Source organism: Nitrosomonas sp. Nm34 (assembly GCF_900113925.1).
Taxonomy (GTDB): Bacteria; Pseudomonadota; Gammaproteobacteria; order Burkholderiales; family Nitrosomonadaceae; genus Nitrosomonas.
This window is the reverse complement of sequence record NZ_FORD01000074.1, coordinates 1-10,176: the sequence shown is the minus strand read 5'-3', so window position 1 is coordinate 10,176 and position 10,176 is coordinate 1. Positions and strand designations below refer to the sequence as shown.

Below are 10,176 nucleotides of genomic sequence, written 5' to 3'. Positions count from 1 at the left end.
TATTGGAAATTTTTCAAGAAGAAAATCCTGTATGGGCGCTACTATGAAACTTTTTCACTTTTCAAAAGTGCTTGCCAAGCTTTTTTTACAGCAACCGATCATTACGAAGCAGAATTACGCACATTATTAACTGATAATTTCCAAATCATTGGTAGCACCTGAGTGCAGAAATTTCATGTGCGATGGGTATACATTGTGTAAATGACAGTGGACATCTAAAGCAAACTTACTATCTTTATCGTATATACGTTTAATACTAATATTTCTCTCTGTGGTTAACCCACATTGATCTGTATAGGTAATAAGATAATTTCCTTTGGCTTTGCGTACGATTGCTCTGTAGAAATCAAATTGTTTCCAATTATCCTTTTCATCTATTCCATTTTCCTTGTGATTTTTATCTATCTGAGTAAAAGGATATGTTTCAATTATGGATTTTGAAATTTCTGTTTTGGTGATTGTATTGTTTGTCCGCTGCTTTTTCATACCTGTCCGCAGGAATGAAAGCACTCCCCAAGCACTTATGGCAGAAATTATCCCCATAATTAATTCTATATTTTTCATTTTTTTGAAAATGAATGGCAATGAGCCACAAAGGTGAGATTTTCTTATTATATGACAATGTCGTCAAATGGAGGCTTGTAAGATGAGAGCCACTAGGCCCCCATAGGAATTAATGTTTTTCCAATTGATCAGGTATCAGCTCTACAAACCGCGCCATTGGATCCGTCAATGAGGTTTAATTTTATGAGGCTGCCGCATTTCGATGAAAGTGCCGTCTTCTTCGATGATAATATTGATGGATTCACCATTGGGCTTGATGACTTCTGCTTCGTAAACGGTGATTTTCTTTTTCATCGTCCGCTTTTCAACATTTTCTATCATTCCACCCTGCGTATATTCCTTGATGGTGTGCTGAACTCTTTCTGGGATTTTGGATAATGGAACATTGTCATCGAGCACTTTTGTCAACGCCGGTGTTACAAAAAGCAGTGTTATCAGTGAAGTGAGTGTGAGAATCTTAATGTTCATCTGGGTCTCCTGCCAAATATGAATATATTATATTTGAGTAATCCATCAAACCTTATTGCAATTGCACACCAACCTTACTAGCTCATATATACTCGGTTGTTCTTTTCCATTACAGATATCATAAAGCTTCATGATAAGGTGATCGTTTGATATCCCAGCTTGCCGTCAAGTTTTCTTCTTATTCTCTTAACAAGCAAATCATTGTTTGTACTTAGACGCAAATGCCGTCTACATCAACTGTATTCACCCTAGTATCAACAACCAAGATATCGCTCTCCTGGTAGGTAGGTGACATCGAGTTGTCCTTATCGACCATAGCTGCATAATTTCCGATGCTAGCGATGCCTTTCAAGTTCTCCTCGCCCACTCTTTGCTGACTCACGAGTAAAGACCATATCAATAAATTACAGAAAGTGTGGGCGGCGCTGCCAAACTTTCTAAGCTCCTGAATTTAAGGAAAGCTGCTGCGTGTCTCAGTGAAAAGAAATATCCTACAACAGAATATTAGAGATGGAAAAAATGGCTAGAATTCCACTCGAAGAACTGAGGCCTGATTTGTTTGTTCGCCAACCTATCGTGAGTGAGTTTGTGGAACATCGCCTCTACGAGCGTCGATAAGCGGGCAGGCGTAACAATTATAGAAGCAAGGTCTACCAGCGCGCGTGTTCGGCCGAGGGAAAAGCTGATAAAGGTCAGAAGCACAGTATGTATATTGGTAAGGCTAATAGTAAGCAGGTTTTATGTTTTCAAGAGCTGTCCTCTTTTGGTTTTTGCTAGCTCGTTTGCTTGTCCTCTACCGTATATAGACGGGTTTTATTGCATTTTTTTGAAGCAATGAAAGAAATGGTCAACATGAGGGATAGATTACCTATTGATGGCACCCTTTCACTGGCTCAATGAATAACGAAAATGGGGGCAGGTCGCGATTCACGCTCTTTTTAATTGGGCCTTAAAAATAATGAACTTTGATTCAGATTGAATTTCCAAATTTTAAAAGGATGTAATGAAATAAAATTTTATAAGACATTTACATTATTCTAGTCAATAGAGAAAAAGCAGCATGTCAAAAAATCATATATTTATTTCTTCACATCTGCCTGTATTAAGCTTATTCCTTGTTCTAATATTTACAGCTCTCTGAGAATCTGACTTAGATAATTAAATTCCAAGTAAATTTGCCGCGTGCATATTGATCAGATTGAACAAAAGATAGCAAGAAACCTCGATGAAAAATTTGACTCCGATAAGAGCGAACACAAATATGAACTATCTTTCCGGAGCTTGGATGCAAAATAGTTGTGAATTAATCCATGTTTGGCATTTTTAAAATGGGGATAGGGTAAAAAATTGCGGGTTTAGAGTTGCTGTGACAAGCTGATATTCAAAAATTTTTCTTAATAGGAGAAAATAGGATGATAGATCAAGAAAAATTAGAATTGCCAGTTAGCTGGGGTTGGCTGTTGGCACTTGGCATAACTCTGATCATCTTTGGAATACTTGGTATAGCTATGCAATTCTACCTGACCTTGGCCAGCGTAATTTTGTTTGGTGCCTTAACTCTGGTGTCCGGCTGTTTTCAGCTCTGGCATGGCTTGGCTACAAAAGAAGTTAAATGGTCAGGTCGTGCTTTGCATCTGCTTATCGCGCTAATTTATATCGTATTTGGTGGATTGTTAGTGTGGGATCCAGTGAGCGGTACACTCAGCCTTACCCTTGTGTTAGCGGGCTTTTTGATCGCTATCGGTTTGTCACGTATTAGTTATGCATGGAACTGCCGAAAACGTGGATGGAAATGGCAATTAACGCTGGTAGGTGGTTTGATTGATTTATTGTTAGCCGGTATGATTGTTTATGGGTGGCCAGAAACTGCGTTTTGGGTAATTGGTTTATTTGTGGCTATTGAGATGCTGATCAATGGCTGGCTGTTAATTGCTATGGCTATGGCAGCACGCAACATCAGTCATGAAGCGGAAAAGAAGGCTTCAACCTAAATACCAAAACTTGAATTCACGTAATAAGTGTGTAACCCATCAATCTCTCAGCACCTGTACCTTGTGATTTTCGTAACCTCTCGTAAGGTCCTAGACCCCAGGCATTTTCTTGGTTTGTTGTTTAGTTTGTGTCCAGCAAAAAACGGAAAATAAGCATCAAAAATAAGGCCAGGTCGTGAATCAAGAAAAATAAGGGGATATACTACAGATTATGTCAAGGGCTATTCCGTTTAGGATTGCCGAACATGCTTTATCACGTCACATCACGTGCAGATCGCAACGAAAATATTTATGAAGAGATGATGATGACCGATGAAGGTTTTTAGAAATCCTTAGAGCAGTTGTTACGGATTACAACTGGTTGTGGCATGGCTACTTATCTGATGGGTAACCATTATCATCTCCTCATTGAACCCCTTGATGACAATTTGTCAAAAGAGGGGCGTCAGCCAGCGTAGTATATGCTACCTCACTCACGCACCCAACGAACTTATTCTTGGAACGATGGAGACTATTGTTCGCAAGAATAAGAATGCTTGATTCTGCACCTCATTCACCCTTTCTTTGTTTGTTCTCTCAATTCATCTCAAATTCGAAGCTTGCCTGGCAATGCAAAAAAATTGATGAATTTCAGAGTAAGCTCTCGTTACAAAAAATAAATCTTCTTATCTGCCCGTAGCACCGGCTTGTTCAGCTTTAGGGAATATAATTTCTACCCGCCTATTCTGTTGGCGGCCAGCTGCGTTGCTATTCGAAGCCACCGGATAACTTTCCCCAAAACCTTGAGCCGTGATGCGCTGGGGGTTAATGCCGCTGCTTATTAAAAAATTCTGCACCGATTGGGCTCGCTGCTCAGATAATTTCTGGTTATAAGATTCTGATCCGGTACTGTCCGTGTGCCCCTCGATGAGGATATTTTGCTCGGGATGGGATTGTAAGAATGAAACGAGACGAGAAAGATTCAGCTGCGCACCACGCTTTAGAGCTGCACGGTTGTACTCGAACAGCACGTCGCCCAGCGTCATCACATAACCACGTTCCGTCTGCTCGGCCTTCAACTCAGCCAATTCATTCGCTAGCGCGCGAGCTTCGTTAGTTCGCGCTTCTAATAGAATGTGATCACGCTCTTTAATCAATTGCTCTACTGCTGTTTCGGCTTCCTTCCGTTGAGCCTCAACGCGCGCAATCTCTAACTGTCTTTGGGCGATGCCGGCAAGATGAGCAGTTTCTTTACGGTCTCCAGCCTGCTCGGCCCGCGCTATAGTCTCGCTAGCCTTTTGGAGTTCTACAGGTGCCATGTTGACAACTTTTGGATCTTGTCGAGTTTGATCGTAAGCTAACCGTGCTTGTTGCAGCGCCCCGTTGGGAGTGGCACAAGCACTCAATGTAGCTGCGAGGCAAATAGTAAATGCAGTAAATGCACGATTGTTCCACCAAGAAAAACGATTGCTTTGAGTAGTCATCGTCGTCTCCTTTTTTTATTGATCGGCGGCTGAAAACACTATCTTATAAACCGTCGAGCGTAATAGACTGAGGTTACGTGTCGGCTTGGAGTACAGAGCTAGCGTACCTTGCTTTCCCGCCGAAGATCTTCTATCGCTTTTTGAACTTCTTGAGCTTGCGATTGTGCCCGCTCGGACTGAGCGGTACTTTCGGCCAGTCGGGCGTCGACCTGGGCTTCTTCGGCTAACCGCCGTGCGATCTCATAGTCCTTCTTGCTGAAGGAGGATTTCGCCTGATCTAGTTTATCTTTGGCTAAGTGGGTTGGCAGTGGCGCATATTTTGCAGAATCAGCGCTGATCGCCCGATCATAAGCTTCATCTGCTGACGAAATGGCAAGTTGTGCCGGCGTTGGACTAGCACAAGCAGCTAGTAGGATAACACTGCCGATCATTGACAACGTAACTGGTAGTGCTTTTTTCAGTAGCGCAATCTTATTCATCATCGCTGACCTCCAAATGGATTTTGGCTTTCAGGGGTATTTGACAGCGAGACGCGACAAGAAAAAACATCAATACTCGAGGTTCTTGTTGTTCGCTAATACATATCAAACCCCTGGTAACGCAGAAAAAAATAAAACGCTTTTTTTCACTAAAAAATGAATGTACTGGAAATCAAACTGACTGTCAAACACATTGCTGGCCGAACAAAAAATGACTTAATTGCAACTCATCATCAGGAAAATCAGAGATATGGTTGCTATTTTACTGTTAGTGCAACATGACTTTGTCTACCTGGCAAAAAAGATCAAACTCGACGGGCAAGTTCAATGGCTGTTATCATCCCATAAAACTTGACACCTATTTGCTAATTCTGTCTTCTGCGCGCCACTTGCTTCAGGTGCTGCCTTGAGTTCTTTACCTGGAAGGTTAAACGGGAAGCTGGTGCGTTCAGGTTCGATACAGACAATGCTCTAGCACTGCCCCTGCAATGATAAATGGGCTAGCTTGCGTAAGCCGCACTCGTCATTGCACCGAAAAACGGGAGGAGGCAGTTTTATTTTTTTAACTGTCAGTATTTACTAATGCTACAAAAAGCAAGACCTGGTCTCATGTTTGTAACGGGTTCGGTTGATTGCCTGGTTAGCTATCTAATCGTGTCATCGAACGTTCAATATTCTGTCGAGCCTGTTTTTCATAACGTTGTATAAACACAGGTGTATTAAATATCGTTGGCCGCGCGAGAAAATCCTTCAGAATCTTCCTCCGCCTCTTTCTGAACAAGAAATACGGAACCCAAGAATACTCTTCCCTTATCTGCCGCTCGTATTCCTTAAACCTTTCAGGTTCTGCACCGAGGATGGATAGGTCTACGTCGATCAAGATTTGCTCGTCCTTGTTGTGTGGCAGTACGGCGTGCCGGGTTGCCATGATCAAGTTTGAGATACGGGTAGCGGCATCTTTGGTCCCACCGGCGGCCAGTACCTTCTTTACTGCTAGCTCTGCACTCTTAATTTCGTTCTGGCTGGAGTACTCCTCATAAATCGCATCGTGAAACCAAAGCGCTAGCTCTACTTCGGCGGCATGCTCTGCGAAATTGCGGATTTCGGTGAGCCTCGCAAAACACTCTTCAATATGGCGCACAGTATGGTACCTCCGGTGGGGCTCGGAGTACCGGGCGATGAGTTCTTTAAACTCCTGATCCAGCATAGGAGTGATTGAGATGCCCAGCCCTTCCCAAGACGCTTTCCATTGATTCGTTAATATCACTTGGGTAGCTAACTGGAATTAAATCTTCGCAATGATACAGTAGAAAAGGTATCAGTCATAATAGCTTGCAAAATGAATAAACTAACCGACTAACAGCCCTATAATCAACATTAGAATACGCTGCGGTTTCAAATAGTGGGTAATGTCCCGTTGGTATATCACATTCATTATCTTTCCTCTATCCGTAATATCGGCAACAATTTCGTTCATATGAATATTACCGCTTTGCTTCAAACGAATATATTTTGTACTTCACCAATAAAAGCATTATTGCCTCAATAGGTTTGTCACACTGTGTGATGACTGATACCTGGTATTTGTATTTGTTGCAACGCAAGATTTGATCCCATGAAATGCATGAAAATCTTGCGGTAAATAGTAGAAGAGTTTTGCCGTGTGGGGAGGAAAATTTTATTCGAGGGTTGGAAAAGATTGTGGTTAAATTGTTGCGTTCTCCTCCCTTAGGACGCTTAAGGAATGAAGAGGGAGGGGGATAAAGGATAGGATCCGCTGATAGCTGTTGAAATACCTTGGGTTTTTGAGATGATCACCATTGATGCTGTGGCAGCGCAATTAAAAATTGCTGTCAATCAGCTGATTAGCTCAAACAGATAACCTGATCCGTGCAGAACATTTTGTATATAGTCAATTGCATTTCAATTCATGGAGTAGGGGATCTGAAATAGCGTGCTAACAGCCAATCGAGCTTCGAGGCAAATACTTGACGATCAGCCTGGCTAAAGGGAGAGGCTCCTCCAATATTTACTCCGCTGTTGCGTAATTCTTCCATAAAATTGCGCATGGCAAGGCATTCCTTGATGTTATCGGTGGTGTAGAGCTCGCCGCGCGGGTTGAGGGCATGACCACCTGCTGCAATTACCTGTGCCGCAAGCGGGATGTCAGCAGTGATGACCAGATCACCTGGTTGCAGTACCAATATGATCTTGTTATCCGCCACATCAAAGCCGCCTGGTACCTGTTGCGTCTTGATATAAGGTGAGGGTGGAACACGCAACGGTTTGTTGGCAATCAGTGTGGTCACAATTTGGGTGCGTTCTGCTGCACGAAACAAAATTTCCTTAATGACGACAGGGCAAGCATCAGCATCTACCCAAATTCTCATGATTAATGCCCACGCTTGCTTGAATGGGGGCTTGATTTTGGCGAAAACCAGGTGGTCTGGGGCATGGCTTGATGGCGTGCGGCTTCAGACATTTTATGAGCAGGTTGTTTCTTCGCTGAGTTTTGCGCATTATTTGAGTGCTGCTGAGTGCCGGCTGGTTTTGAGCGAGAAGTATGGTTTAGGCTGTGTTGTTTGGGTTGTTTGGATTGTTCCAAGCGTCCATTTTTCGCGCGACTATTGACTACTTGCTTAGCGCGCTCTCCTGCTTTGCGGGTGGTCTGATTTGGCGTGTTACCTTGGTTGATGGCGCGTCGTGGTTGATTCGATGGCCTGGGTGCTTCAGGTTCAATTTTGGTAGGTGCGACAAAGCCTGGGGCAGTTGTTTTGGGAAGCTCACGTTTTATCAACCGCTCTATGTCGCGGAGGTGCTTCATTTCTTCACGGTCTACCAGCGATATCGCAGCGCCAGGGCTACCTGCACGGCCAGTGCGACCAATGCGGTGCACATAATCTTGAGGTACATTCGGCAGCTCAAAATTTACCACTTGCGGCAGTTGGTCGATATCCAGCCCGCGTGCGGCGATATCGGTGGCAACCAGCACCTGTACGGTTCCCTGCTTGAATTGGGATAATGCTTTGGTGCGAGCGCCTTGGCTTTTGTTGCCATGAATCGCGGCAGCTTCGATCCCATCTTTGATCAGCTTTTCTGCCAAGCGATTGGCACCATGTTTGGTTCGGGTAAAAACCAGCACTTGCTGCCAATTATGATATTTGATCAGATAACTCATCAGATCACGCTTATGGCTTTGATCCACTAAATGCACCGATTGCTCGACCAGCTCTGAGGTAGTGTTGCGATGTGCCACTTCAACAAAAGCTGGGTTCCTTAGCAGAGTAGCAGCCAGTGCCCTGATTTCGTCTGAGAAGGTGGCAGAGAACAGTAGGCTCTGCCTTTGTTTAGGCAGCAATGCAAGAATTTTTTTAATATCGTGGATGAAACCCATATCCAGCATGCGATCGGCTTCATCCAGCACGAGGATCTCAATCCCGGATAAATCCAGCGTTCTCTGGCTAACGTGATCGAGCAGACGACCAGGGGTGGCGACCAGGATATCCAGTGGCTTGCGCAAGCGCGTAATCTGCGGGTTGATGCTTACTCCGCCAAATATAACGCTGGAAGTAAGCGGCAGATATTTGCCATAAGTTTTGACCGATTCTTCTACTTGTGCGGCTAGTTCACGCGTGGGTGTCAAGATTAAACAGCGTGGACGGTTTTTTCCTAAACTGGTAGCTTTTTTCTGACTCAGCAATTGCAAGATGGGTAATGTGAAACCGGCAGTTTTCCCGGTACCGGTTTGCGCGCCAGCAAGCAGATCGCTACCGCACAATATTTGCGGAATAGCTTTGAGCTGGATAGGTGTGGGCGTGATATAGCCAGCGTCGGCAATCGCGCGCAAGATGGGCTTACTTAATCCCAGCTCGTTGAAAGGAGAGGTGATAAGAGTTTTTTCTAGAGTTTTTGATTGAACAGACAAGGTAATACTCCTGCGACGGCCTGTTACTCATAAGTAGCACCAATCGAGGCAGACGAATAAAGAATCAGTAATAATCGACATCAAAAAATATCGGACTGATCATTAGATGAGAAGAAAGACCGCTGCAGTGATTGGTTAGATGCAGGGGCTTTGTATTATACGGACTTGCAGAACAAAAATGGATTTATTTCCATAACTCTGGTAAAAATCCCCGGCTTTAGATGGTGACTTTGATTTTAAATATGTTGGCTTATGCGCGTTTCGCTTGGTGCGTATAGACGGCTTTAGTCGTCTGCACCCAAGCTGCGCTAACCCATCTACTTTTAGTGGATTTTCTTACCCGAAGTGCCTGTTGCTACACAGTCTTTGAGTTATCAGCTTTAATATTGAAGCAGACGCAAGCTCTTTTAGAGGGCTATTGCAGCGTGTTGAAGGAAGGTTAAATTGGTGGGTTGCTGTACTTGGCCCCATTTTTTGTGCTTTCTGGCTGCCGGTGAGTTCTTTGGATTCCATCGCTGCTCCTTCTTCGTGATAATTCCGTTCACAATACTCGCGTGCGTGGTGTGCGCCTAACGATCAAGCTCTCCGGCATCAATGAAGTACAGCAGAATTGCTGTCCAGTGCAGCGACTTGTTAGACTGAAGGCAAGAACTAGACGCATTCATTTCCGAATTTTTCGGAACCAATTTTTTAAGGTGATAAACATATCTGGACGGAATATGCCGAATGAAAGCAGTATGGCTTTGGTTGTGCTCTCTTCATCTTGGTTATATGGTTCCAGTCGATAACAATCTATTACAGCACCGTCGGTGTGGTAGCTTTTCGTAAAGTACTGACGCAGAAATGGTCCTTTTAAGGCAGCGCGATACTTTTGTACATACTCTTTTCGGCATAGATATAGTTTGTTTGAACCAGCAGCAAAAGGAATAATGTCAGACTTGGTATCGTTCTGCCATAACGAATATGCGTAAGTCACATCTGGCCACTCTGCTCGACAATAGTCATCCAGTGCTATTACCCCTTCTGCGCTTAAAGTCTTCTCTGCCAGTATAAGATCGTTCTGCACGATTGACTTCCAGTGCCCGCCATCCACACTAAAAAACCGAACCGGCCCGACTTGCGCCAAAATGCCATCAGGTTTGACGTCTTCTGATGATCCTTTCAATATTCGAATCATCGAAAAGTCAATGCTGATGTGTCAACATTTTTCTGGACACAATGTTAAGCAGCTTTGTGCTGCAATTCGTAGTCTAGCGGCGATAAATATCCATTGGCTGAATGCAGTC

9 protein-coding genes are annotated in these 10,176 nt (G+C 43.8%); 1 reads left to right on the top strand and 8 read right to left on the bottom strand.

The window, feature by feature from the left end:
• Positions 1-126 precede the first annotated feature (126 nt).
• Both BM283_RS15865 and BM283_RS15860 read right to left on the bottom strand, forming a co-directional pair.
• Positions 127-564: a hypothetical protein gene (locus BM283_RS15865; RefSeq protein WP_139225309.1), complete on the bottom strand. Its 438-nt coding sequence runs from the start codon at positions 562-564 to the stop codon at positions 127-129.
• A 165-nt stretch (positions 565-729) separates the two neighbouring features.
• Positions 730-1,032 (bottom strand): hypothetical protein, encoded by a 303-nt coding sequence (locus tag BM283_RS15860; protein WP_090694842.1) that lies wholly within the window; start codon positions 1,030-1,032, stop codon positions 730-732.
• 1,412 nt (positions 1,033-2,444) lie between these two features.
• On the opposite strand from BM283_RS15860, the gene BM283_RS15855 reads away from it, so the two are divergent.
• Positions 2,445-3,023: an HdeD family acid-resistance protein gene (locus tag BM283_RS15855; protein ID WP_090694839.1), complete on the top strand. Its 579-nt coding sequence runs from the start codon at positions 2,445-2,447 to the stop codon at positions 3,021-3,023.
• Positions 3,024-3,688: 665 nt separating this feature from the next.
• On the opposite strand, the gene BM283_RS15850 is transcribed toward BM283_RS15855, so the two are convergent.
• The 6 genes from BM283_RS15850 to BM283_RS15825 form a co-directional block, all read right to left on the bottom strand.
• The gene (locus BM283_RS15850) at positions 3,689-4,486 is read right to left on the bottom strand and encodes an OmpA family protein (protein ID WP_090694837.1); all 798 of its coding nucleotides are present in this window, start codon (positions 4,484-4,486) and stop codon (positions 3,689-3,691) included.
• 98 nt (positions 4,487-4,584) lie between these two features.
• On the bottom strand, positions 4,585-4,968 hold the full coding sequence (locus tag BM283_RS15845; protein WP_090694835.1) for a DUF4398 domain-containing protein: 384 nt from the start codon (positions 4,966-4,968) through the stop codon (positions 4,585-4,587).
• Positions 4,969-5,605: 637 nt separating this feature from the next.
• Positions 5,606-6,106 carry an HD domain-containing protein gene (locus BM283_RS15840; RefSeq protein ID WP_217646560.1) on the bottom strand — a complete coding sequence of 167 codons (501 nt, stop codon included), beginning with the start codon at positions 6,104-6,106 and terminating at the stop codon, positions 5,606-5,608.
• Positions 6,107-6,893: 787 nt separating this feature from the next.
• Complete coding sequence (locus BM283_RS15835; RefSeq protein WP_090694829.1) at positions 6,894-7,355, bottom strand: YaiI/YqxD family protein; 462 nt, start codon at positions 7,353-7,355, stop codon at positions 6,894-6,896.
• Positions 7,356-7,357: 2 nt separating this feature from the next.
• Positions 7,358-8,890 (bottom strand): DEAD/DEAH box helicase, encoded by a 1,533-nt coding sequence (locus tag BM283_RS15830; protein WP_254776408.1) that lies wholly within the window; start codon positions 8,888-8,890, stop codon positions 7,358-7,360.
• A 661-nt stretch (positions 8,891-9,551) separates the two neighbouring features.
• A complete protein-coding gene (locus BM283_RS15825; protein WP_090694827.1) occupies positions 9,552-10,067 on the bottom strand; it encodes a class I SAM-dependent methyltransferase in 516 nt (171 codons plus the stop codon).
• Positions 10,068-10,176 lie beyond the last annotated feature (109 nt).

Bases quoted from the DNA above. Each gene is read 5' to 3' on its own strand.
- BM283_RS15865 (WP_139225309.1), bottom strand. From the start codon at position 564: ATGAAAAATATAGAATTAATTATGGGGATAATTTCTGCCATAAGTGCT.
- BM283_RS15860 (WP_090694842.1), bottom strand. From the start codon at position 1,032: ATGAACATTAAGATTCTCACACTCACTTCACTGATAACACTGCTTTTT.
- BM283_RS15855 (WP_090694839.1), top strand. From the start codon at position 2,445: ATGATAGATCAAGAAAAATTAGAATTGCCAGTTAGCTGGGGTTGGCTG.
- BM283_RS15850 (WP_090694837.1), bottom strand. From the start codon at position 4,486: ATGACTACTCAAAGCAATCGTTTTTCTTGGTGGAACAATCGTGCATTT.
- BM283_RS15845 (WP_090694835.1), bottom strand. From the start codon at position 4,968: ATGATGAATAAGATTGCGCTACTGAAAAAAGCACTACCAGTTACGTTG.
- BM283_RS15835 (WP_090694829.1), bottom strand. From the start codon at position 7,355: ATGAGAATTTGGGTAGATGCTGATGCTTGCCCTGTCGTCATTAAGGAA.
- BM283_RS15825 (WP_090694827.1), bottom strand. From the start codon at position 10,067: ATGATTCGAATATTGAAAGGATCATCAGAAGACGTCAAACCTGATGGC.